Genomic DNA, 24516 nt, shown 5'->3' on the forward strand with positions numbered 1-24516 from the left:
TAGGACGTTTAGACATATGAATCTGCTGGAAAAATATCAAAATGACATACGAGAGCTTTGCATTAAGTATAATGTGAATCAATTATATGCATTTGGCTCTGTTCTTACAGATGGATTTAAGGATTCTAGCGATATTGATCTGATAGTCAATTTTGATAAAATTAAGATTGAGGATTATGCTAACAATTATTACAATCTGAAATTTTCTCTCGAAGATATTTTTAAACGGCCAGTCGATTTATTGGAGTATAAGGCTTTGAAAAATCCTTATTTTAACAGAGAAATAGAGAAACAGCGACAATTAGTATATGGATGATAAAGTATATGTTTGGCTTTATGATATGCTAAACGCAATTGTGGAAATTGAAAGTTTTTTTGAAGAAGACACTGTAGAGTTTGAAATATACGAACGAGATCTGAAAACAAAAAGAGCTGTGGAGCGTAATATTGAAATCATTGGTGAAGCTATGAATCGTATACTTCAAATTGAACCGAATATATCATTAAGTAATACTAGGCAAATGGTTGATACGCGGAATAGAATTATACATGGTTATGATACAGTCTCAGATGAAATCATATGGTCTATTGTTTTTCAGCATCTTCCTCTTCTTAAGTCTGAAATTGAAGGTTTATTAGGAGAATAAAAGACCTTCTTTTAATTATCGACTTTGCATACATTTTTAGGGCAGCCCAGTTTTAGGGGAGAAACACAGGTATAATTAATTCTTAGCTTTAAAGATGCTGAATCGGTATTGATAATTTAGCATAACATATCGCCTAAGTATAAGCTGTTCTTTAGTATTCAGCATCAATTATAGCTTTTCGGCAACGATTGCGTAGATTTTTATAGTCTGATTAAGTAAAAAGGGCATTAATCTTCTTAATATCGTATTGGAATTGAAGGAGATTGTAAGTTATTACACCCTCAAGCAACTTGACCAAATATGAAGCCGAATGAGATTAAATGAGTTTTTATTGCCTATTCTTTTTGTTTTAGTAGTCCCTGTTGCTACGTTTGGACAAAAAACCGCTAAAACTGACCCTGTTAAATTAAAACTGATTACAGATGAATTGTCGCATCCAACGGCAATGGCTGTTACTAAAAAAGAGCCAAACTTACTTTTTGTTTGTGAGCAGGAAGGACGCATACGTATCATTGAAAATGGTAAACTAATTCAAACTCCCTTTCTTGATATCTCCGGCGAAGTTCTAAAAAAGGAAGGTTACGAGGAACGCGGACTACTTGGTCTGACGTTTCACCCGGATTATGCAACCAATGGCAAATTCTATATATACTGTAGCGTTTCTTCGGCAAAAGGCAAAGGAACAGATCACCAGTCTGAGGTAAGGGAGTATACTGTATCTAAGACTAACGGCAGGATTGCCGATGAGACTAAAATGCGTCAAGTGCTAATTGCTGACCAACCGCAATCAAATCATAACGGTGGTTGTTTGCAGTTTGGAGCTGATGGTTTTCTTTATATCTCTATCGGAGATGGTGGTGGACAGAATGATATGCATGGGGAATATGGGAACGCACAGAACCTAACAAATCTCCTTGGTAAAATAAGTAGAATTGATGTAAATAAGGAACCTTACGCAATTCCTGCGGATAATCCATTTGTAAATGCTGCTGACGCGCGACCTGAGATTTATGCCTATGGGTTTAGAAATCCATGGCGTTTTAGTTTTGATAGTAAAACCAATCAGCTTTTTGCCGGAGATGTGGGGCAGGATAAGTATGAGGAAGTAGACTTGGTTACAAAAGGCGGCAATTATGGCTGGCGCACTTTTGAAGGATTACATTCCTACAGGCCAAATGATCCTCAGCCTAAAGATCACATTCTTCCGATTATGGAGTACCCGCATACAGAAGGCATAAGTATTACCGGAGGCTATGTTTATCATGGTAAGGCAATTCCATCCCTAAATGGCAAATATGTTTTTGCCGATTTCATGGGGCCGGTGTGGAACCTTTCCAAAGGTTCTGATAACAAATGGGTACGAACAAAAATGTCAATTTCAAGGGATGCGGGATACTGGCATATCTATAGTTTTGGAGAAGACCTAAAAGGTGATATCTATATGCTTACAGTTTTGCTGGAAAGCGATAAGGGTGCCCTATATAAATTGGTTCCATAATCTTTGAATTTAACATCATGAAACGAATTATTCTATCTGCTTTATGTCTTATAGGTGTGTTTGCTGTCAAGGCTTCTGCACAACAAAGCAAACTTATCTACTTATCAGGGATTGATAAAGATCATACTGTTAACTGGGAATTCTTTTGTACCAAAGGAATGAATAGTGGCAAATGGACCGAAATAGCTGTTCCATCTCAATGGGAACTGCAAGGATTTGGCGGTTATAATTATGGCCATGATAAGAAAAAATCCGATGAGCAGGGATTGTACCGTCATCATTTTAAAGCAGATAAATCATGGTCAGATAAGGAGATTCAGCTCGTTTTTGAAGGGGTGATGACTGATGCCGAAGTCAAGATTAATGGTCAACTGGCTGGCGCTATACATCAGGGTAGCTTTTATCGTTTCAATTATCCTGTAAGTAATTTATTGAAATTTGATGCCGATAATGTACTGGAAGTAACGGTAAGTAAGCAGAGCGCTGATGCTACTGTAAATAACGCTGAGCGTGAAGGCGATTTCTGGGCATTTGGGGGTATTTTTCGCCCTGTTTACCTGAAGGTAATGCCCAAGACATTTATAGACCGTGTTGCAATTGATGCCAGGGCTGATGGCAATTTTGGAATAGACGTGTTTACCGCTAAGGTCCAATCGGGCGATAAAGTTTCGGTTCGCTTGTCAACATTAAAAGGGGCTGCATTTGGTTCCCCATTAAGTTATAACATAAGTAAACCTGCTGATTCTATAAGATTGACTGGCAAGTTTAGTAAACCTGTACTTTGGAATCCTGAATTTCCAAATCTTTACATGGCGCAAGTGAGCATAATGAGGAAGGGACGCATTGTACATGTGTTAAACCAGCGCTTTGGATTCAGAACCGTAGAGGTGAGGAAGTCAGATGGGATTTATGTAAATGGGACAAAGATTCTAATAAAGGGAGTAAATCGCCACAGCTTTTGGCCGGAAAGTGGCAGAACGTTAAGTAGAAATGTACATCTTCAGGATATTATGCTCATGAAAGAAATGAACATGAACGCGGTACGTATGTCTCACTACCCACCTGACGCTGAATTCTTAGATCTTTGTGATTCTATAGGCTTATTTGTAGTTGATGAACTAACCGGTTGGCAACAACATTATGGTACTCCAGTTGGGCGAAAGCTGGTTAAAGAACTGATTGTTCGAGATGTAAACCATCCAAGTATTCTATTTTGGGCCAATGGAAATGAAGGAGGATTTAACTTTGACCTAGATAATGACTATGCACTTTATGACCCTCAAAAACGGGTAGTGATTCACCCCTGGAGTAATTTTAACAATATAGATACGAAACACTATCCGGAATATAGTTACATCGAAAATGCTGCAAAAAAGCAGGATATCCTGCTACATACAGAAATGATCCACGGCCTTTATGACGGAGGGCATGGGGCAAGTCTGGATGACAATTGGAAGCTCATTCGTCAAAATCCAAGGCATGCTGGCGGTTTTCTGTGGGCTTTAACAGATGAAGGGGTTGTTAGAAGAGATAAAAAGGACAGTATAGATACCGATGGAAACCATGGGGCAGATGGTATTGTTGGGCCTCACCGAGAAAAAGAGGGAAGTTTCTATACTATAAAGGAGGTTTGGAGTCCTGTACAGATAAAAAAACCTGATTTCAGTTCGAGAAACGTGGTTGTCGAGCTAGAAAACACCTATTTATATACCAATCTTTCTGAGTGCAACTTCAGCTGGCAATTGGTTAAATTCCCCTTGGCAGGGGAGAAGAAGAATGGATTTATTCCAATTTCTTCCGGTAAGTTATCAGCGGAACTGGCACCTGGAAAAAAAGGTAGTTTCAAGCTAGGTCTTACTCCCAATTGGAAAGATGCAGATGCATTGCGTTTTATTGCTACTAACAAGGAGGGAAGAGAAATTTATACCTGGGCCTGGCCAATTAAAACTACGGCTCAGATTGCACAAAAGAATTTGAGTAGGCTTGATAAAGAAAAAAGCAGCATTACGGATTCGGAAAAGGAGAATGTCTATGTTGTCACGCAAAATGGTATAATTTACACTTTTGATACGCAAACTGGTTATTTAAAGACTGTTGAAAATAGCAAAGGGGTGGTTTCTTTTGGCAATGGTCCAAAGCTTGCCGGTGTAAATCAGACACTACAAAGTTTTAAGCATATGAAAACTGCAGATGGAGGAATCATAGTGGAAAGCACTTATACAGGTGAATCAACTTTGAATGCCAAATGGCTATTTGTTTTGGGGAAACCGGTATGTCTGGAGTATGACTATACACAAACGGGAACAGCTAATTTTTATGGGATTACATTTGATATCGATGAATCTAAAATAACAGGGATGCGCTGGTTGGGCGATGGGCCGTACAGAACCTGGAAAAACAGGTTAAAAGGGGTGAACACAAGCGTTTGGGAAAAGAGTTACAATAATACGATAACTGGTGAGACTTTTGTTTACCCAGAATTTAAAGGCTATCATGCCAATTTATATTGGGCAGAAATAGCAGCTAGTAACGCTTCATTTAGGGTATATACCGATAAATCAGACCTGTTTTTGCAAATGTTGAAACCCGATAAGCAACGTACCTCATTCATTGCTCATGTAAATCCACCTTTTCCGGAAGGAAACTTAGGTTTTTTAAATGCAATCGCTCCTATTGGTAATAAATTTACGAAGGCAGACCCCATGGGGCCTCAGAGTCAAAAAAACATAGCGTTAAATTCAAAGGTTATAGGAAAGCTTTGGTTTGATTTCTATTAGTACTATAGTAGTTTTTTAGTACATTCATCATGTTTTAGCCAGCGTGTTTTATGTATAAACCTATAACTTTAAAAGATATTGCATTGGCACTCGACCTTTCACCTTCTACGGTCTCCAGAGCGTTACGCGATTCTTATGAAATTAGTAAAAAGACCAAAAAAATAGTGAATGATTACGCTGCGGGTGTAAATTATCAATCCAATCCAATGGCTGCGGGACTGAGGAGCAAAAAAAGTAAGTCCATTGGCATAGTTGTTCCTGATTTAGCGAATAGTTTCTTTTCACAGGCAATATCAGGAATTGAATCAATAGCAGACAAAGAGGGGTATCATACAATAATCTCGCAAACTAAGGATTCCTATCATAAGGAAATTGAAGTGGTTAACCATATGGCCAACCGCTCTGTTGATGGCCTGATTATTACCATGTCATCTAACACAACAGAATATACACATCTTCAGCAAATGCATAAAAGTGGACTGCCTATTGTTTTCTTTGACAGAATTGTAGATGAGATAGATACTTATAAAGTGATCTGCAATAATTTTGAAAGTTCCTATAAGGCTATTTTGCAATTGATAGAAAATGGCAAAAAAGATATCGCTTTTTTAGCTACTGCACCACAACTGTCAATTAGTAAAGAGCGGATGAATGGATATAGAGCTGCATTAATGGATCAACATATTTTATGGCGGGATGAATTGATCAAGTTCTGTCCTTCGGGAGGGAGTGACCATAGCGAAACTGAATTTGCAATGAAACAGTTGATGGCGCTAGATCAGCGTCCGGATGCAGTATTTGTAGCTGGAGACAGGCTGAGCATGTCATGCCTTAGGGCGCTAAAAAAGTTACAGATTGATAGTGATGAATTGTCAATTATTGGCTTTTCAAATGTAGATCTGATAGATTTACTTGAAACGCCAATTTCTCATATCAGGCAAAGGGCTTTTGAGATGGGGCAAATATCTATGACGATGCTTTTAAAGATAATTGAGGCTAAATATCCAATTACTGATTTTGATACCAAAACAATTGATGCTGATATATTCTGGGCTGAGCATTTAGGCCTTGATAGTTAGCTTTACCCACTTTATAACACGCTTTATTATGAAATTCAAACCATCAAAATGTTCTAAAATGTACTACGGGATTCAGTTCAGTTTAATGCTAATCTTGGTGGTTAGCATAGGTAAAACGACGATAGCTCAAACTAGTGATTCTAAAGCCGGTAATCATTTAGCTCCAAAAAAATTACCAGGAAAAGGACTTGGACAATTCGATTTCTTTTATGCCGGTGAAGCCAAAGATCGCAACATGTATATCGTGCGCGATGGTAAAATAACCTGGTCATATATAGATACAGTGGGCAGGGGAGAAATTAGCGATGCCATTTTAATGAAGAATGGCAATGTATTGTTTGCTCATCAATATGGCATTACTTTAATCAACGCTAATAAAAAAGTACTCTGGAAATACGATACACCTGAGGGATTTGAAACGCATACCGCGCAACTTATCGGTAATGATCATGTTGTATTTGTTCAGAATGGTAATCCAGCTAAAGTTTTGGTAATGAACATTAACAATAATAAGATTGAAAAAGAATTTAAACTACCCTTTAAAAGTGGTACTCACGGTCAAATCAGACACGCAAGGTTAACAAAAGAAGGAGCCATTCTTGTTGCTCATATGGATTTGGGTAAAGTCTGTGAGTATGATAGCAATGGCAATGAGCTTTTATCGCTGGAGGTTCCAAGTGTCTGGTCGGCCGTACAGTTAAAAAATGGCAATATACTGGTCACCAGCAATAACCGGTTCGTCAAGGAGATTTCACGTAATGGAAAGGTTATTTGGGAGTATTTTTTAGATGAAATCCCTGATTATAAAGTATCGTCACCACAGCTTGCAACACGACTACCAAATGGCAATACACTTATAAATAACTGGTTTAACCAGTGGGATAGTAAGTTGGATCCGGACAATGCTCCAGTTCAGGCTATAGAAGTTACTCCAACTAAAAAAATCGTGTGGGCACTCCGATCATGGACTTATCCGGTAAATCTGGGCCCATCAACTACCATTCAGTTACTTGATAACACCACTTCATTTGAGAACGTTCATTTTGGCAACATAAAATAAAATTAGACTCAAATAAGCAACCATCGTATCAATGAAAAAGATTCAATTTTTGGTAATTATATTTGGCCTAAATAGTCTAGTATATGCTCAGACTAACAAAAACAACTCGGTAAATATAGATGTTAACTTTTCAGAATCAATAACACCAATGAAACCATTATGGGCTTGGTTTGGATATGATGAGCCTAATTATACCTATATGAGGGACGGCAAGAAACTACTTACCGAAATTGCAGCGGCAAGTCCGGTACCAGTATTTGTCAGAGCACATAGCTTATTGGTAACCGGAGATGGCGTTGCGGCTTTAAAATGGGGGTCAACCAATGCTTACACTGAAGACGCCAATGGAAATCCAGTTTATAACTGGTCCATTATTGACAGTATTTTCGATACTTATATCAAAAGAGGGATGAAACCTCTGGCTCAAATTGGCTTTATGCCCGAGGCGCTGTCCAGTAAACCTGTGCCTTACAAGCATAGCTGGAAACCTGGCGACAAGTACAGTGATATTTTCACTGGCTGGGCATATCCTCCTAAGGACTACAATAAGTGGGCAGAGCTTATTTATCAATGGGTAAAGCATAGTGTTGAACGTTATGGAAAGGAGGAAGTAGAAAGCTGGTACTGGGAACTTTGGAACGAACCTGATTCACAATATTGGAAAGGAACGCAGCAGGAGTTTTTTAAACTATATGATTATTCTGCTGAGGCAGTTAAGCGGGCTTTGCCGACGGCAAAAATAGGAGGGACTGACATCACTGGAGGTGCTATGAAATTTCAAGATGCTTTTATAAAACATTGTCTGTTCGAAACCAATTATGCAACAGGAAAAATAGGTGCACCGCTTGATCTTCTTCTATTTCATGCCAAGGGATCACCTAAATTAGAAAACGGGAGGGTTGTCATGGGGATCCGCAATCAGCTTCGCAACATTAATGACAATTTAAAGGTTATTGCGGGCTATCCGCAGTTAAAAGACCTTCCAGTAGTCATCGGCGAGTCGGACCCTGAAGGTTGTGCTGCTTGCGGTATGGCTACGGATCCTCAAAATGCTTATCGTAATGGAACCATGTATTCCAGTTACACTGCTGCATCATTTGCCCGAAAATATGAACTTGCCCATTTATTGAAATCTAACCTGATCGGTGCGGTTACCTGGGCATTTGAATTTGAAAATCAACCCTGGTTCTATGGTTTCAGGGATTTGGCAACCAATGGTGTAGATAAACCTGTATTGAATGTGTTTAGGATGTATGGATTTATGGGAGGAAATTTAGTTAAGGTTGATGCCAACAGAATGTATACTCTTGATAGTGTTTTAGCCTCAGGTATTCGTGGTGCTCAAACAGATATTGGTGCATTGGCATCAAGAGATAATAAATCTGCCGCAGTTATGGTGTGGAATTATCACGATGCTGATGAAAAGGGCAACGTTGAAAAAGTTAACATTCAGCTTAAGGGATTGCCTTCCCAAACCGTTCAGCTAAAGCATTACCGCATTGATGATGCGCATAGCAATTCGTATGAAGTGTGGAAAAAAATGGGTTCGCCTGTAAGTCCAACAGCTTTACAAATCAAGCAGCTTGAAAAAGCTGGTCAACTAACCTTGCTCGAAAAGCCTTCCATACTTAAAATTAAAAATGGAGCTGCGAATCTAGAAATACTTTTACCCAGACAGGGTGTTTCTTTACTGTACCTTGCTTTTAAGTAGTATAGCTGCTGGGGCTTTTTGTGCACGCATGTCAGTCATACAACGAGTGTTTTAACACTCCATCTAATTCTTAGCTTTAAAGATGCTGAATCGGTATTGATAATTTAGCATAACATATCGCCTAAGTATAAGCTGTTCTTTAGTAATCAGCGCGTTCAAATTCCCATACCTGTTTACCGAAATATTTTGGTTCAGCAAGTCATAAACAGATAGCTTTAACTGGCCACGGTCTTTTTTATGTGTAAGCAAAGATAAGGCTAGGTTTACAATATGTGAGCTTTTTGGAAAACCCTGAGCAATTTGAGGGTTATACATGAATCTATACCTTGCATCAATTACAATTCGCTTAGGAAGCCTGAACGACCCGGAACTGCCCAGAATATGAGAATAATTTAACACTTTATTGAAGTTCTGATTCATATAATCGACCAATGATCGTTGGTACATGTAGCTGAAATTGACCATCGCAACCGATTTGTAATTGACACTAAAATCCTGGGTTATCGAAAACGTACGGAAACGCTGTTTAGCCTCGTCGTTGTTTAGGAAAACGATTCGGCTACTGTAACCACCAGATAGTGCTGTTCGCGTACCTATTTGCCAGTGTTGCGATTTCTTAAACTGCTTGCCGATTGAGCCGCCACCGTCTATCCATTTCCCACCGTCTTTATTTACGTAGGTGGCAGTAGTAAAACCTTTATCATCAATTACTGCTTTTTGGACAAAGTTATTGTCAGAAAACATTGAACTGGCATATCCGCTGATACTCAAAAGCCGTGATGTAATGTACTTATAGTAGTTGGCCCTCAAATTCCGTTGCCTGCTAGGCATTAGCTGCGGGTTTCCTACAAAAGTATATTGTGTAGAGAGTTCGCGAGTAAGCGGTTGCATATTGTAGATGGATGGAAAATCAACCCATTCGCCATAGGTCATAGAAAACCCACTGTAATCTACAGAAAATGATGGGAAGAAGACTGTGGCACGTTGTCTGATGTCGTTAACTGAAGTGTTGAACTTGTTATTTACATCCTGAATTTCCAAATCGAGCGCCACTCTGAGCCTTAGCTGATTAGTGATCTGGTAATTGAGTAGGGGCTTAAAATTTTGAAAGAACCCTGTGCGCTCAAAATCGTTGCTTTGTTCAGGACGAAACTGATCGTAATTTCCTGATGTACTGTTCATATCAAAGGTATAAAGCGGCTCGGCCCAATAGTAATACCTGCTGTTGGAGAATAGCTCGGCTGTCAATTTTTTACTTAGCGGAAGGTTGTACAGAATAGATAAGCCAGTCCCCCTGGTTTTACTGCTATTTGTGATGTAACGATCGAATAGCGACGATTCGAGCTCCGAAGAAAAAGAGCTAAGCTGGTTGTAGTTGTAGGTTTGGGTATTGCCAACGTTTAAATTTAAAAAGTTGTTAACCGTAAGAGATCTTCCTTTTTTAAATTTCTTGTAATAGGTAAAGTCGTGCGAAAAGGCATCTCTGCTGGTGGAGCTTCTGTTTCGTCCATCAGTTTCGCTTAGCGCCGGAATTTGAGAGTTGGATTGTTTAATAAAACTGGAATACCTGTTCCGTTCGGGAGAAAAGGTAAGTGCCGGACGGTACCTAATGCTCTCGGTAGTGTCTGGTTTCCATTCTACCAAGCCACCTAATGAATGGGTTGTAGCATTCCGTTTGGCCTGATCGGTTAGGAGTGAGGTGATTACAGTGTTGGTCAGAGACTGTTCATTTAAGGTTTTCGTTTCATTGTTGTTAATTGTATTCCCATAAAAATAGGCTAGGTTAAGTTTTAGCTTTTTGCCATAGTCGTTGTTGATGTTTATCCCGCCTGATTTTACATTGACAAAACCACCCGATTGTTGCCCTCCGAAGTTGCCATAATCTACCTGGTTGGTGCCTGATCGGTTGAAGCCGCCCATGCTTTGCAGATCGTTCTGACTAAAGCCAGTACTGTTTAAATTATTGGCAGCTCCCATCAAACTAAACTGTAGCGTATCCCTAAAACTGCTTATAATTCCGCTTGTTTCGTATCGTTCTCTTGAACCGATTCCGCCCATAAACTTACCTATGGTACTCTTTTTAACGGCGCTTTTTAATTTCAGGTTGATTACGTTTTGCAAATTGATCTCGTTTATCTTACGATCCGGGTCGTTTTCCCTATCGAGATATACCTGGATTTTGTCGATCATCTCAGCGTCGAGGTTTCTGAGGGCAATGAGCTGGTTGGTGCCGAAGAACTCCTTACCATCAATTAGTATCCTGCTGGTGCCTTTTCCGTTAACCAATACTTCGCCGTTCTCATTTACCTGAACACCGGGTAACAGCCGTAGCAGTTCTTCAACCAAAGCATTTGGTCGGGTTTTAAAGGCTTCTGCATTGAACTCAATGGTATCCTTTTTCATTACTACCGGCGATCGTTCTCCTGTGATCACAATTTCGCCAAGGCTTCTGCTGGTTAATTTAAGGAGTCCAAGGTCGAGAAGGCCTGGCTTTAAATCAATCATTCGCTTGTGAGATTCGTACCCAACATAGGATACGATAAGTTTTAAGGACCTTGTCGTCGGCAGTCGAGAGAGTTGAAATGTCCCGTCATCTTTTGTTACCGTATATGACACTAGTGAGGTATCCCGGGCATTTACGACCGCTACAGTAGAAAGGCTAAGCGGTGTTTTGGTGGCAGAGTCGATAATTGTTCCCTTTATGGAAGCATTGTTTTGGGCATAGGATTTTAACGTTGTGCAAAAACACAGGAGCAACAGCAATAAGACATTTTTCATGAGAGCGCTAAAAAGATATTTGGTTAGTCGGTTTAAAAATTAACTCAATATAGGTTTTTTACATTAATTAACACTGATGTTAAAGATTGTTAATTAAGTATTTACTGTTTTGCTATTACTTAATTTTAGTAAATGAAGACATCTATATTAACGCTTATTTGTTTCGCTTTTTCAATAGTTTGCCATGGCAAACAGTTAAATGATTCTGTATTGGTAAATGCAACATTTAACGATTCTTCTTTTCTGGATAAGAAGCCAGAACTTGTTGTTCAAAAAAATGGCGCGAACAATATAGTCCGAATTGATCCGCTGGATAAAACTGGTAGAATACTAAAGTTTAGGTTTAAAAAAGACGACTATCTGGTTGGTGGATTGATTTTTAATGATGGTAAAAGTAGGAGTTTACCTTTCTTTATATCACCTCAAAGTACTGAGATTAGCTTTGATGTAACTTTTGAAAAGGGGAGTTCTCTTGGTCGTATTGATAACTTAAAAGGTTCTAAGCTACATGATGACTATTTGCGTTTTAATAAAGAAGGGCAAAACATACATGACTCAATTAGAATTGTACAGTCGAAAAAGTATAAGGATTTCGAGAAGAATTTCAACCGTTTAGACATTACTAATGAACGTATGACCTTATATGATGAGGCTAATTTTAGATTCTATAAGAATGCACTAAAAAACAGCATTTATTATGCCCCAATGGTGTATTGGATATTGGTGCAATCGATAGACAATTGGAGTGTAAGTCAGTTTAAAGAACTACTTTCTGTTACCCCACCTGCAAACGCCAAAGAATATCACGATAAATTAGTCGAATCCTTAAAGATTAAAGTGGAGGCAATGAAGAGTGAGGATTACAAAAACATCTTACTTAAGAACTCAGAACTGGCACAAGCGATAAAGAAAAGTAATAAGAAGTTTGTTTATATCTCTCTATGGGCTTCGTGGTGCGTACCCTGCAGGGCTCATAGTAAGGAGCTTTTAAAAGCAGACCTTAGAAATATTGAAGTGATAGTTTTATCATTGGATAAAGACAATAACGCAATGAAAAAAGCTATAGAGGCAGATAAGATCGGTATATGGCAGCATATACAGTTGAAAGAGGGCTTTGATGCTGAGATTGTTAAACGATTTGGCATTACAAGTATTCCTGGAAACATATTGCTGGATGAAAACAGAAACGTGGTAGGGATCAATATTTCTGATAATGCGCTTACCTCCATTATAATTAAGAATACTGTGATATATAATAAGGCATCCAAATCGTTCTGATTTGGTCGGTTTAAGCTACCAATTTAAGAGATGAGTGAAGGGTAATTATGAGCATTGCTTATAATTGATCAACTAGGTTGCTTTTACTATATTAGAAGAATAAATTGCAACATGCGACATCTTATTCTTCCCACAATAGCTTTAGTAATGACGGTATTTAGCCTGACTGTGAAGGCGCAGGACACCCTATCTCGGCCTTTTGAAGTAATTAGTGGAGATTGCAAATGCCCGGAATTTGAATTTGTTAATGGAGCTTACGAACTTAAAGATATACATCAATCAGACAATGATTTGGAGATTAGGTTTTCTCAGCAACAGCCAGGTGGTTTTTTAAGTACAGTGGTATTTACTAAAAAGGAGGGGAAGTTAGCGGCAAATTACTATCACAAACGATTGGAGCAATTTAGGAGTGGTAGGCCTGATTCGGAGAGAAATAATCTGAAATGGGAAAAATATTCTTATAAAAAATTCCTTTTAAGTGAAAAGGCAGATTCAGTATTATTAGAATTATTGCATAATAACATTCTTGGTTTGCCAAATTACAACGAGTTGTACAAAGGGAAAGGACTGCTCAATGCATTCTATGTAACGTACAAAGTTAATAATCATATCAGGTCTTATTATTTTGCAAATACTAAGGCCTTAATTGCCGAATTTCCAGATGTGAAGGAATACGGTCAATATGAATCGATCAGAGAGATTATTGCCTCGCTCATAAGGCCTTACCGTAAACAAAGTCTCAGTAGTTACAACTAAATGTTAAGTATTCAAATCTATCTGTATATTCGATAGCATGGTAGATGTGAATATGTACAAAGCTCAAATTGAGGAACAAGGTTTTACCACCATTACTAATGTGTTTGCAGATGAACAGGTTGAAGAAATCCTTCAACTCATTAATCAATCTGATACTTCCAGAAAAACCTTTAGAAAGTCTGCTGATTTGTTTGCAATTAGACAGTTTTTAAAGGAAGTGCCTGCAGTAGCTCACCTTATCTTTAATGATGAATTTAAGACACTTATTAAAAGTGTTTTTGGTTCTAGATATTTTGTGATAAAGTCGATTTATTTCGATAAGCCGGAACAATCAAACTGGTTCGTTTCCTATCATCAGGATCTGACTATATCGGTTGATAAAAAGGTGGAACTGGATGATTATACTAAGTGGACGGTTAAACAAGATCAATTTTCGGTTCAGCCTCCTTTGGACATTCTAAAACAGATATATACTGTTCGCATTCATCTTGACGATACAGATGAAAATAATGGGGCATTAAGAATTGTTCCTGGTTCTCATTTAAAAGATATTTATAGGCCTGAAGATATTGATTGGAGCAAAGAGACCGAACATGTTTGTGGTGTTCCCAAGGGTGGCGTAATGATTATGAAACCTTTGTTGCTGCATAGCTCTAGTCGTACTACAAATAACAATAAGCGTAGGGTAATCCATATTGAATTTTGCAGTCAAGAGCTGCATCCGGAATTACAATGGGTGGAACGTATAGGTTTATATTGACACAATTTGCCCTGACTTTTGTCATAGTTGCCCCTCATTACTAAAGCTATATTTTAAGAACTTAGTATCAATGGAACTATTCCATTATTAAAACTTAGAATCATGACAGTTAAAAACCCATTTGTCTGGACAGAAATCAGTGTAAACGACCTGGCCAGAGCTAAGAAATTCTATGAGTCGGTATTGCAGATTCAGCTATCTGAATTGGCGGCTCCAGATACAATGAAAGTGGATAAAGATGACCCTTGTTACTTTGAAATGCTTGCATTTCCTGGAGATATGATGGGGCCGGGCAGTAGTGGTACATTAGTTAAATCAAGTATGAGTAAGCCAGGTGCTGGAGGTATAATGGTTTATTTTCATGCTGAAGATTGTGCTGTTGAACTCTCCAGAGTGGCAGCCGCAGGAGGCAAAGTAATTGCAGAAAAGATGTCTCTTGGAGAATATGGTTTCTGTGGTGTTGCCGAAGATACTGAAGGCAACCATATTGGTTTTCATTCTATGAAATAGTATTTAAGTGCTGTCCAATTGCGGGTGGCACTTATTTCTTTTTACTCTTCAATGAGAAAGCTTGGCTTTGCTCCGGGATAGGGTTTGTTTTTGTTCCAGTTTTTCTAAGGTTGGATACCATTTTAAGGGGGTAATTTCTATATTAGTACTATGAAAAAAATGCTCTTCTATTTAACCCCTTTTATCTTTTTTACCGTATTGATTTCAGGTTGCGGTAACGACAAACAAATAATTAGTCTCGGGATTGGTAGTTTCGACATCACACCAGATGGAAAAAGTATTATTTACACTTTCAGGAAAAGTGCTAGAATGCTTGTGTACAAAGCCAATATTGACGGTACGCAATCTAGCTTACTCGTTGGTGATGGCGTGGATATGCAGTATTTTAATCCAAATTGCAGTAAAGATGGGAAAAAGCTAGTGTTTGTAGGAAGCAAGGGAGGAAATGTGAATTCTGCAGTATTTCTGTGTAATGTGGATGGTAGTAATTTAGAGAAATTAACTCCTGATAGTGCTTTAGTTATGGAAACGATTTTTTCTGTTAATGGGGATTCGGTGTATTTTACACAAGCCGGAGAGTATAAGAGTTATTCGCCGATAGCAAGCGAAGCACCACATAAGTTTGATATTTATAGAATCAATTTAAAAGACAAATCAATCTCCAAACGGACCAATGAAGGGGCATATTCAATGTATGGTTTGGCCGATGTGGATAGTAATAGATGGATGCTAAACTTGAACATGGAAGGATGTTACTTTTATAATAAGGATGGTTCTGGGATGGAAAAGATTATAATTGCCAATGATACGTTGGATTATTCGAAATCTTATTCAGACCCTGTTATTATAGATGAGGACAATATTGTCGCGAGTTCATATTTTCGTTTAGTTATTGTAAATCACCGAACCAAAACGGAAAAGTTACTGACACATTTCAAAGGACAACATTTTCAAACAGTTCGGTATAACAAGATACTGAATAAGATCTTTTATACTTTAGACGATGGTACTAATTCTATTCATTCAATAAATATGGATGGAACGGGGAAGGAAGATGTTATTATTGTAGCCCAATAATTACTTATATTTTACCTAATTGTAAATGCCTTAAAAGACAGTTGCTATTCCTTTTTTACACTATTATGTAGCTGAGCATAAATGTCATAAAAATCCTGCTCTCCCTTTATTGGATATTTTATCTGCTTTAGTCCTTCCTTTTGAAGTGTGATAGTAATGGTTTTGCCTTTTTCTTTATCTACCAGCAAGATAAAGAAGCCATTTGAGTCGGTTTTTCCTATGACAGTTGAATCGACCAAAACATTAACTTTTTCTATTCCCTTGTTGCTAGTATCCCATATATGGCCTATTAGGATTGCATGATTATTAAAGTCTGGTTTAGGAGAGTCATAATATTTTGCATGATCAGTCTTTAGAAATTCCTTCAGGGTAGGCATACCTATTTGCTTTCTTAAAGAATCCGACAAATGCCAGTCCTTAATAGGATACAGATAGGAATTGCCAAGGTTATCTGTAGCTTCTTGTGTTCCATAGATTTGCGCTTTACCTTGTTTGCTTTTTAATCGATCAACAAAAAATGCATATTCTACAGGTGTAATTTCTTTCCGCTTAAATGCAACATCCACTAAATCAGCATATTTGATTTGTGCTTGAACCTGGGCATGCTGGAGTACATAGAAGAAAGCTTTATTTGCTTTTATAGAACTATGCTTTACCGACAGCCAGCCATATTGGTCAATGATGTTAAAGACTATTTTTTGGTTTAAAGAATCTTGATAGATCAATGCCTTTCTAAATTCATCGCAGTGCATAGAGTTTGCACTGTGCTCAGAAGCACATTGATTGTAGCTTTTTCTTGTGCTTTGATCCAAATCGTAGGCTCTTTCTAATTCTGAAACTATCTTCTTACTTTCAGATCGTGTAAGTTTTTGAGCCCGTGTACCAAAACCAATTAGGATAAGTGCCAATATGACTATTATCTGTTTCATATTAAGAGTGTAGTGAGAAGAGGTGATTCATTGTTTGTACGAATTAATTCGTAGATAAAAGTATCGATCATTTCTCTTAGTTCCAAATCTTTACAAATTATATGTTTTATGTGTCCTTTGGGTGATTAAAGATTATCACATATTGTGATTCAATATCCTCAGTAGAGGCTTTTAATTGTGTTTGCCCATTAATTTAAGTAACTTTATTTGCAGTTAACTATCTGCGCAATAAATATTTATCCGTATGGGAACACAAGCAGAAGAAATCCGCGAACAGCAAAGGATGACGTGGAACAAATTTTCTCCCGGGTGGAAAAAATGGGATGAGTTTACTATGAATTTTCTGAAACCTATGGGCGATGCCATTATTAAGAATCTTGAGTTAAAGGATCATGATCAGGTTTTGGATGTTGCAGCAGGGACGGGGGAGCCCGGGCTTACCATAGCGGGTTTAATACCAAATGGGAAGGTAATTGGTACTGATCTGGCAGAAGATATGGTAACTATTGCTGCAGAAAATGCTGAAATGAAGGGGTTAAGTAATTATGAGATTCTAACGACTGATGTGTGTGAACTTCCTTTTGAAGAAGATACTTTTGATGCCATTAGTTGCCGAATGGGCTTTATGTTTTTTCCTGATATGATGTTGGCGGCAAGGCAGATGTATAGAGTCTTGAAAGCAGGTGGTAAACTGTCGACATCCGTTTGGGATGGCCCTCAGCATAATGATTGGATTACCACAATAATGAGTGTTATTCAAAGGCATGTCGCGCTTCCTTCTCCACAGCCGGGTGCTCCTGGTATGTTTCGTTGTGCCGAACCGGATTTAATTGGTGATCTTTTTAAAAAGGTAGGCTTTAGAAGTATCGTAAGTCAAGAGGTAAGGGGTAAAGTCGATTATCAGAGTTTCGATCGGTATTGGGAGATTATGTTGGATATGGGTGGGCCAATTGTTACTGCCTTGAGTGGCGTTGATAAAACTACAATAGCGAAAATTAAGGCTGAGGTAGCTGAATTGTTTAAGTCTAAAAATAAAGAAGGAGAGTCTACTTTAGAATATGCAGCATTAGTAATTTCGGCAGTGAAGTAGGTAAGGATAATGTTCTTTACTGGTTAGTTTAGTCTTACCATGCATTTTATATCGGTTTGATTTGGATACATTTCTACACAATATCCTTCCATATCAATGTCTGGCTGAGCAAGCAATTCTTGAAAGGCTTTACCTACTGCAGGTAAATCTTTCATAAAGTCAGTAACTGTAATAGATAGGTACTTACCTGCTTTTATGGTGATTGTTTCTAAGCCAAGTTCAATTGCTTCTCCAGGGATCAGTTCTTCGGCTGCTGCCTTGTAAATAATACCTCCGCCTTGTTCAGGGCGTGACAACCCGAAGTAACTTCTCCTAGTAGCTTGCGGAAAAAGGGAGTGCAATTTCTGATGTGCTGCCATTACTCCATCAGGAAAAGAAGAAGCAGTAACATAGAGTAAGGAAATGTCGTTATTGATATCTACAGTCTCCATAATAAATGATTTATTATATATGCAATTTAATCATTTTTTTGAAGGTTAGAGCTATTTCCATTTCCAGTCCAAGTTGATTGTATGTGGAATATTATAGTTTTTAATCATGGTATTCACCTCTTCATTTAATGCAATATTTCTTTTAGGCAATATGAATGTCGGTCCAGTGCTAATTTTAAGAAAATAGAACTCCGTGATCTCGTTAACTAAGCTGATTTCAGAGATTTTAAGATGACTGTCGCCGGTTTTGTCTGCCATTTTTATTACCCCTTCTCCGATTTCAATCTGTACACGCTCATCAAAAATACCTTTACGAATGTTTTTTACATGACTCACATAGTGCTTTTTATGACGCCATCTTAAATAACTATTGCCAAGAATTGCAAACAAAAATGTACAGGAAATGGCATAATAAAATAAGAAGTTGTCTCCATTCAGATAACTAAACAGAATGAAGAAAAAGCCCATAGTGAGCATTATTAGATAGCTTTTTCTACGTTTCTTTATTTTAAATGGATCAGTTGAGGCTTCGTATAATTGAAAGGTTATGTGGTCGTCTTGTTTGAGCGTTAAAGTATGTGTCATTTAATAATATCGCCTGTTTGGTTTTGCCCGATAAATATACAAATTACCCCATAACTATATTGACCAATGAATGGCTATTTAAATCTTCTAAAAATCAATACCAAGCCTTAAGCCTGCAGAAGAAAGCTTAACGTTTTCTATTTTAGAGCTTTGCATAGGTAACTTAATGAAAGGTTCTAGGGTAATCGTTTTGTTTTTTAGTAGGGGATACCTATATCCAAAAGAAATATTGATGAAGCTTTTGTAGCTTCCTTTATCCCGGCTTTCGTCTTCAAGATCTACTACTGATCTGACTTCACTAATAACAGTTTTATCAGAGACTTCTCCATTTGGATCTACGATGCTCTCTATATGCGAAACTGAGCTAAGGTAGGTTAACTCACCACTTTGTTTTATAGTTGCAAAGGCAGAAACCCCAACTTTAGCATACACGCGTTTATTTAAGTTATATCTTAATGCCAATGGAACTTCAATCCCGGTTAATCGAACTGCTGCTGATTCTAACTGTTTTTCATTTGAAGCACTCAAAGTTTGGCCATCGTTCTCTTTAAAGGCGGATGTTTGACGGTATCCTGCACCAAGCATTATGGTTATTTTAGGGTTAAGTGCGTAACCTACTACTGCTTCAACTGCAAGACCTACTTTTTTTGAATTGCTAAAGTCTGTTGCCATTGCCATTCCAAGCATCCAATTATCTGCCGTAGTTGTATGTTTTTTGGTGTTGTTTTCTGGTTGTGGATAAAATGGATATGCGGTTCTATTTTCCTTTCTGGTTGTAGGATTTGCATCGCTACGGTCTTGTTTTGGTGTTGTTTGAGCAATCGTTGTATTTTGAGGCTCTGGCTCAGCTTTGTATTGTTCGGTAGGTATACCGGCAGCAAGTGACTTAACAGATGGCTTTTCTTTGACTTTATAGGACTTAAATAATGGTGTTTCGTCTTTGGCTTTCTGTTGAACAGGTTTTACTTTTATCTCTGCCAGTTGAGCTTGTTTAGGTTGAGGATTATCACTCCACAAGAAAACTAAACCAATAAGGAGGAGTGAGGCTGCAATTCCGGAAATCCAGAGCCATCCAACTGGTTTATTTTTAGTTGGCTTCTGTTTAGAAAATGATTCCCATGAACCTTCTCTATAAGCTTCTTCGTTATTTTGTAAAAGCGATTTAATAACCTCTAGTCCTTTATCCGTATGTTCCATCCTCAACTATTAAAGATTCATTGTAAAGTTTTCTTAATTTCTGTTTAGCTCTTCCTAAGTATACTCTACAGATGTTTTCTGGTATGTTTAATGTTCTTGAAATCTCCTCATGAGAGAAACCCTCAATTTCGAACATGTTAAATATTATCCTTTGGGATTCGGGAAGCGTATTTAGTAATTTTAATATATCCTCCACATAAAGCTGATCTAGGGCACGACTATAAATCTGTGGGTGTTTTTCTTCTTCTACATCATCGAAATCACCGTTTATAGTTTTCTTTCTTCTGAGATAGTCTATGCAGTTGCGTGAAGCAATCTTTGCCATCCAGCCCCTAAATGTTTTCTCAGGATCAATGGCAGATTCTAAAAGCTGAAATTGCGTAATGTGATTGAAAATTTTGATAAAAGTATCGTTTACAAGCTCCTCAGAATCACTTCTGTTATTGATGTAGCGCATAACTACTGCCATCAGATACCCGTAATAGGTTTTATACATAACTTCCTTCGACGCATCTTTTTGATTAGCAACGCCTGTAATGATTTCTTTAAGCTTAGGGAGTTTTCTTAGCACTCTTACAGGATTAGCATATAACCATTGTCCGCATTTCTGATGATTTAAACACAGAAGGTTTAAATGGGGTTGTTGCAACCAGACAGGTTACAGCAACCCCATAAATTACTTGTGGTTATTTATTGGTAAGAACCGTTAAGCCAAGTTTAGTGTCATTTGTAGCAGCTTTAATGCCTTTTGCGTAGATGGTGTATATTTTCCCTTTTTCAATTTTAACTTTTGGGAGTGTAGCAAGTACAGTTGTTTTGCCATTCTCTCTGATCTCGAAATTGATCTCGGCACCAATTTCAGTGGTATTAGCGAAATCACTAGCTTCCTTAAACGCTTTTTTAGCTAAAAGAACTTCGGTTTTTCCGGTAATAGCCAGGTCAATGCTGCCTGCATCGGGACTTAAATTGATGAAGCGGATTTTTGCTTTATCGGTAGCTGGTGCACTAAGATCATCAAGAACAACTACAAGTGCATTACCTGTTTTGTCGGCAACGAATGCAGAGTATGATTTATCAGGTGCTAATGTTAGTTCCGACTTAACAAGAATATCGGCAACATCTTTTTTTGTTACGCTTAGTTCACGTTTACCTGAATTGATCGATTGATAATCGATTACAGTATTGTATGTTAAAGCTTTTGTGTTCTTTTTTACTTTATCAACAAAGAAAGAAAGTTCAGGAGATTCAGGTGCTGCATGGATTATAGATAAACTTGCAGCTTTAGGGGTTGGGTTCGGGTTGTCCTTGTCCTTTTTACATGAACTGAAGATACTAGTTAACGTTAGGGCGAATACTAAAGTTTTAGCAACTGGCGATAGGTAGTTTTTTGTTGTTTTCATTTTTAAGGTTTTGTAAATTAAAATGTACTTAGTTAATGGCCATTAACGTTATTACCCATAGAACGAGGACGAATGATAAAAAGCAACAGGTGATTTAAAATTATTTTTTAAATAGTTCAATGTGTTCATCTTTGTTCAGTCGTACCAGATATTAGAATGCTTTATTACATTTGAATTCCTTTTTTGATTAAACTTGCAATTATGATAATTGAACAATCTGTTTACATTAACGCTAGCCCGGAAAAAGTTTGGCGTGTATTTATCGAGCCTGAAATTACCCGACAAATGGGGGGTGAGTATGTTTCGGACTGGAAGGCAGATAGCTTTATAGGCTGGAAAGGCAACAATGGAGCCTTATATACTCATGGTAAAATTTTGGATATTAGAACTGAGGAGTTATTGAAGCATCAGTTATTTGATGGAAAGGAAGCTAAAGCGGTGTTATCCATAATTACGTATACTCTTGAGAATAACGAAGGAAATACTGTTTTAAAAGGTGTTGAAGAGCTAAGTAAGCCCTTAGGAGAAAATGAAAGACGAGGAGTGGTCTCGGCTTGGGAATCAGCGTTAAATGCTGTGAAAAGGATTGCAGAGAATTTATAAACAATAGGGATAGATTAATTTCTATCCCTGCTGTTTACGAAAAGTAATATATAGTACAATAGTGTAGCTACTGAACTGATTGCCGCTACAACATAAGTTCTGGCGGCCCATTTTAAAGCGTCGGCAGCTTGGTCGTGTTCGGCAGCTGTAGTCATATTGTTGTTTTCAAGCCAGCGCAAAGCACGGTTACTCGCGTCATACTCCACTGGTAGTGTAATTACAGTGAAGACAGTTGTAACCGCAAATAATACAATTCCAATTAGCAATACAGTAGGATTGGCTGCTCCGAACATAAAGCCCAATCCAATAAGTATAATCCATTGTGACAGTTGTGAACTGATGTTTACCAGTGGAACTATCGCACTTCTGAATTTTAACATACTATATGCTGTTGCATGTTGCACTGCATGACCGCATTCGTGTGCTGCTACAGCAGCTGCAGAAACACTTCTTCCGTAATAAACATCTTCGCTAAGGTTTACGGTTCTATCTTCAGGATTGTAATGGTCGCTTAAGTGGCCTGGAGTTGAAATGACTCTTACATTATATATTCCGTTATCCTGGAGCATCTTTTCTGCAATTTCTTTACCACTTAGGCCATTACGTAATCCCACCTGACTATATTCCGCAAATTTGCTCTTCAATCGGTTGCTTACAATAAGCCCGATTACAAACATGATTCCCGCTATTAAATAATATCCTGCTAATCCCATAATAGTTAATTAATTTTATAACAATTTAACTAATAGGTGTTTTTCAAGTCTCATGCCAAATGCCGGTTTTTCAATCAAAGTGCATGATTTGTATGGTTTTTACTGAAATATTTTCAGTAAAAAAGAAATAATGACAGGTCGGTTAGGATGATTAGGTCACTATTTCTTGTTTTTCAGATGCTTGAAAATCAAAGCAATTACTGCTAAAGTGGAACCTATGGTAATTGATGCGCTTACAGAAATTGAATGCAATACAGCAGTACTTCCGCCCACACCAATCGCTCCAAAAATTGCGACTCCAATGGCTCCGGCAGCTTGCCTTACTGTGTTCAATGCAGCTGATGCAGTGCCCGAAAGTGATTTATCTACACTGGCTAGAATACCTGTTGTCATTGCAGGTACCGCGAGACCCATTCCCATTGGAATTATAAGGAAGGGCAGGAATAGTTGCCAATAAGGTGTGTTTTCTTTAGCTATAAACAATCCGGCAAATCCAAGCGTAAACATGACTAATCCAACTAAAATTGGCCTTCTTATGCCATACCTATTAATGATTCGGCCACTCAAAAGATTAGAAATAACGAACCCTACGGTTAAAGGCAGAAAAGCAAGTCCTGCATGGAGTGATGAATAATGTAGTACGTTTTGTAGGTATAAGCTTAAAGTGAAAACAGTACCATAATAGGCCCCATTTAAAACAGCACCAAGTAAAAGGAGTACATTAAAAGTCGGGGAATCGAAAAGATGAAGTGGAAGCATGGGGTGCTTTACTTTTTTTTCGATTAATAGAAAGGTGATCAACATTACTGCACTGAAGAGTAAACCTCCAAATATTACAGGGTGATTAAAACCATAATTTGGCCATTCGATAATTACAGCAATTAATGCAGTTATGGATAACATCCAGGTGATTTGACCGGCAATATCAAACCCCCTATTAACCGATACTTTACTTTGTATAAGGCGAAAACTGAAAAGGAAACCAGCCAGGCAAAGTGGTACATTAACAAAGAAAATATAGCGCCAATTGCTGATCTCAATGAGTAAGCCGCCAACAATAGGGCCTGCTGCTATTGCTGCGCTTCCAGCTGCTGTCCATAAACCTATAGCACGTACACGCTTAGCTGGATCATGTGCAAAAGCCTGATTAAGTATGGCAAGTGAACTGGGGATCATGGTAGCAGCACCTACACCTTGAAGTACCCTGAATCCAATGAGGACAGCAGCACTTCCTGCAAATCCACAACCGATTGAAGCTATTCCAAAGATGCAAATGCCGAGTTGAAATATGCGTTTTGCACCCAGAAGGTCACTTAAGTTGCCTGCCGAAAGCATTAGTACTGCAAAAGCAAGGGTGTAAGCATCAATAACCCATTGCAAAGTGCTAATACTGGCTTGATAAGTTTTGGCAATAGGCGGGAGTGCAATATTAACAATGGATACATCCAGCTGGGCAACTACAAAGGCCAAACTGGTTATCCCAACGATCCATCCGAATGGAATTGTATGATTAGGTGAATTTGATGGTTGGGATAAACTCATGTTTTTTTTTGCAGTCGCAAAGGTGCGCAGAAAGGATGATTTTTTCTTAATATTTTCAGTTTCTTACTTTATTTTAGCGAAATCCTTTTAAGAAC

The 24516-nt window shown here is 38.0% G+C and carries 23 protein-coding genes; 14 read left to right on the forward strand and 9 right to left on the reverse strand.

The genetic code is table 11. From position 1 onward, the window contains the following. Window positions 1–16 precede the first annotated feature (16 nt). The 7 genes from HQN83_RS00675 to HQN83_RS00705 all read left to right on the forward strand — a co-directional run bounded on the left by HQN83_RS00675 (window position 17) and on the right by HQN83_RS00705 (window position 8772). Window positions 17–316 (forward strand): nucleotidyltransferase family protein, encoded by a 300-nt coding sequence (locus tag HQN83_RS00675; protein WP_173087579.1) that lies wholly within the window; start codon window positions 17–19, stop codon window positions 314–316. Then, window positions 309–647, forward strand: a complete 339-nt coding sequence (locus HQN83_RS00680) for a HepT-like ribonuclease domain-containing protein (protein ID WP_173087581.1) — start codon at window positions 309–311, stop codon at window positions 645–647. The genes HQN83_RS00675 and HQN83_RS00680 overlap by 8 nt, the downstream gene beginning before the upstream one ends. Window positions 648–957: 310 nt before the next feature. After that, window positions 958–2145: a PQQ-dependent sugar dehydrogenase gene (locus HQN83_RS00685; protein WP_173087583.1), complete on the forward strand. Its 1188-nt coding sequence runs from the start codon at window positions 958–960 to the stop codon at window positions 2143–2145. A 17-nt stretch (window positions 2146–2162) separates the two neighbouring features. After that, window positions 2163–4922: a glycoside hydrolase family 2 protein gene (locus tag HQN83_RS00690; RefSeq protein WP_173087586.1), complete on the forward strand. Its 2760-nt coding sequence runs from the start codon at window positions 2163–2165 to the stop codon at window positions 4920–4922. Window positions 4923–4972: 50 nt separating this feature from the next. Beyond that, window positions 4973–6001 (forward strand): LacI family DNA-binding transcriptional regulator, encoded by a 1029-nt coding sequence (locus HQN83_RS00695; protein WP_173087588.1) that lies wholly within the window; start codon window positions 4973–4975, stop codon window positions 5999–6001. Between the two features lie 28 nt (window positions 6002–6029). Further along, complete coding sequence (locus HQN83_RS00700; protein WP_173087590.1) at window positions 6030–7061, forward strand: beta-propeller domain-containing protein; 1032 nt, start codon at window positions 6030–6032, stop codon at window positions 7059–7061. A 31-nt stretch (window positions 7062–7092) separates the two neighbouring features. Next, a complete protein-coding gene (locus tag HQN83_RS00705) occupies window positions 7093–8772 on the forward strand; it encodes a GH39 family glycosyl hydrolase (RefSeq protein ID WP_173087592.1) in 1680 nt (559 codons plus the stop codon). A 63-nt stretch (window positions 8773–8835) separates the two neighbouring features. Here HQN83_RS00705 and HQN83_RS00710 read toward each other — a convergent pair whose 3' ends face one another. Continuing rightward, window positions 8836–11550 (reverse strand): TonB-dependent receptor, encoded by a 2715-nt coding sequence (locus tag HQN83_RS00710; protein WP_173087594.1) that lies wholly within the window; start codon window positions 11548–11550, stop codon window positions 8836–8838. Window positions 11551–11682: 132 nt separating this feature from the next. Between HQN83_RS00710 and HQN83_RS00715 the strand changes: the two genes are divergently transcribed. The 5 genes from HQN83_RS00715 (at window position 11683) to HQN83_RS00735 (ending at window position 15931) form a co-directional block, all read left to right on the forward strand. After that, a complete protein-coding gene (locus HQN83_RS00715; RefSeq protein ID WP_173087596.1) occupies window positions 11683–12828 on the forward strand; it encodes a TlpA family protein disulfide reductase in 1146 nt (381 codons plus the stop codon). A gap of 111 nt (window positions 12829–12939) precedes the next feature. After that, a complete protein-coding gene (locus tag HQN83_RS00720; RefSeq protein WP_173087598.1) occupies window positions 12940–13584 on the forward strand; it encodes a hypothetical protein in 645 nt (214 codons plus the stop codon). Between the two features lie 37 nt (window positions 13585–13621). Then, window positions 13622–14344: a phytanoyl-CoA dioxygenase family protein gene (locus HQN83_RS00725; protein ID WP_173087600.1), complete on the forward strand. Its 723-nt coding sequence runs from the start codon at window positions 13622–13624 to the stop codon at window positions 14342–14344. Between the two features lie 102 nt (window positions 14345–14446). Next, window positions 14447–14854 (forward strand): VOC family protein, encoded by a 408-nt coding sequence (locus HQN83_RS00730; RefSeq protein ID WP_173087602.1) that lies wholly within the window; start codon window positions 14447–14449, stop codon window positions 14852–14854. A 150-nt stretch (window positions 14855–15004) separates the two neighbouring features. Continuing rightward, window positions 15005–15931: a hypothetical protein gene (locus tag HQN83_RS00735; RefSeq protein WP_173087604.1), complete on the forward strand. Its 927-nt coding sequence runs from the start codon at window positions 15005–15007 to the stop codon at window positions 15929–15931. A gap of 44 nt (window positions 15932–15975) precedes the next feature. On the opposite strand, the gene HQN83_RS00740 is transcribed toward HQN83_RS00735, so the two are convergent. Further along, window positions 15976–16860, reverse strand: coding sequence for a DUF6624 domain-containing protein (locus tag HQN83_RS00740; protein WP_173087606.1), 885 nt, complete (start codon window positions 16858–16860; stop codon window positions 15976–15978). A gap of 244 nt (window positions 16861–17104) precedes the next feature. Here HQN83_RS00740 and HQN83_RS00745 point away from each other — a divergent pair, with 244 nt between their 5' ends. After that, window positions 17105–17950 carry a class I SAM-dependent methyltransferase gene (locus tag HQN83_RS00745; protein WP_173087608.1) on the forward strand — a complete coding sequence of 282 codons (846 nt, stop codon included), beginning with the start codon at window positions 17105–17107 and terminating at the stop codon, window positions 17948–17950. A gap of 23 nt (window positions 17951–17973) precedes the next feature. On the opposite strand, the gene HQN83_RS00750 is transcribed toward HQN83_RS00745, so the two are convergent. The 5 genes from HQN83_RS00750 to HQN83_RS00770 form a co-directional block, all read right to left on the reverse strand. Then, complete coding sequence (locus HQN83_RS00750) at window positions 17974–18381, reverse strand: transcriptional regulator (RefSeq protein ID WP_173087610.1); 408 nt, start codon at window positions 18379–18381, stop codon at window positions 17974–17976. A gap of 51 nt (window positions 18382–18432) precedes the next feature. Beyond that, on the reverse strand, window positions 18433–18966 hold the full coding sequence (locus tag HQN83_RS00755; RefSeq protein WP_173087612.1) for a hypothetical protein: 534 nt from the start codon (window positions 18964–18966) through the stop codon (window positions 18433–18435). 87 nt (window positions 18967–19053) lie between these two features. Beyond that, a complete protein-coding gene (locus HQN83_RS00760; protein ID WP_173087614.1) occupies window positions 19054–20163 on the reverse strand; it encodes an outer membrane beta-barrel protein in 1110 nt (369 codons plus the stop codon). Then, window positions 20147–20734 carry an RNA polymerase sigma factor gene (locus HQN83_RS00765; RefSeq protein WP_317172478.1) on the reverse strand — a complete coding sequence of 196 codons (588 nt, stop codon included), beginning with the start codon at window positions 20732–20734 and terminating at the stop codon, window positions 20147–20149. The genes HQN83_RS00760 and HQN83_RS00765 overlap by 17 nt, the downstream gene beginning before the upstream one ends. 115 nt (window positions 20735–20849) lie before the next feature. Further along, a complete protein-coding gene (locus HQN83_RS00770) occupies window positions 20850–21563 on the reverse strand; it encodes a DUF4397 domain-containing protein (RefSeq protein ID WP_173087616.1) in 714 nt (237 codons plus the stop codon). Window positions 21564–21764: 201 nt separating this feature from the next. Here HQN83_RS00770 and HQN83_RS00775 point away from each other — a divergent pair, with 201 nt between their 5' ends. Then, on the forward strand, window positions 21765–22166 hold the full coding sequence (locus HQN83_RS00775; protein WP_173087618.1) for an SRPBCC domain-containing protein: 402 nt from the start codon (window positions 21765–21767) through the stop codon (window positions 22164–22166). Between the two features lie 14 nt (window positions 22167–22180). Here HQN83_RS00775 and HQN83_RS00780 read toward each other — a convergent pair whose 3' ends face one another. Together HQN83_RS00780 and HQN83_RS00785 are read right to left on the reverse strand one after the other, a co-directional pair. After that, the gene (locus tag HQN83_RS00780) at window positions 22181–22879 is read right to left on the reverse strand and encodes a zinc metallopeptidase (protein ID WP_173087620.1); all 699 of its coding nucleotides are present in this window, start codon (window positions 22877–22879) and stop codon (window positions 22181–22183) included. Between the two features lie 159 nt (window positions 22880–23038). Further along, window positions 23039–24421: an MFS transporter gene (locus HQN83_RS00785; RefSeq protein ID WP_173087622.1), complete on the reverse strand. Its 1383-nt coding sequence runs from the start codon at window positions 24419–24421 to the stop codon at window positions 23039–23041. Window positions 24422–24516: the final 95 nt, after the last annotated feature.

The sequence above is a fragment of the Pedobacter foliorum genome (genome assembly GCF_013266735.1).
Classification (GTDB): domain Bacteria; phylum Bacteroidota; class Bacteroidia; order Sphingobacteriales; family Sphingobacteriaceae; genus Pedobacter; species Pedobacter foliorum.